General features: G+C 46.0%; 1 pseudogene. It reads right to left on the minus strand.

Annotated elements, in window-relative coordinates:
- Window positions 1-89 precede the first annotated feature (89 nt).
- Window positions 90-404 (minus strand): annotated as a pseudogene (locus ACYVRH_RS14875) (diphosphate--fructose-6-phosphate 1-phosphotransferase); the annotation flags it as partial.

Below are 404 nucleotides of genomic sequence, written 5' to 3' on the forward strand. Positions count from 1 at the left end.
TAACGACTTTTTTAAGCGGTATATTATTTTCCTGTAAGCCCTGCGCCCATAGGCAGGCGGCAAAGGCGAAGCGCGTAAAAAAAATTATTTTATTTTTCATGTTCTAATTTTAGCGTAATTGTCGGATGGTCGCATACTTCCTGCGGCCCCCAATACTGAATCGCGCCGGGGACGATGAAACAGGTTTTTTCCGCCCAATGGTCCCTTTTAGCGGCGAAAGTTTTAAACGGCTTGCCGTCAAGTTCAACTAACGCTTTTTTTATGACCGGCTTTTGGGAGCCGTGGCGGTGTTCAATATCCATCATCATCGTCAATGGAATACCGCCAGCCGACCATTGATCCGCGGGAGCGATAAGATTTTTTACGCTTGAAAGGTAGCCTGTTAATCCCGACGCTATTAAAAC

It is taken from the genome of Treponema sp. R80B11-R83G3 (assembly GCF_054786115.1).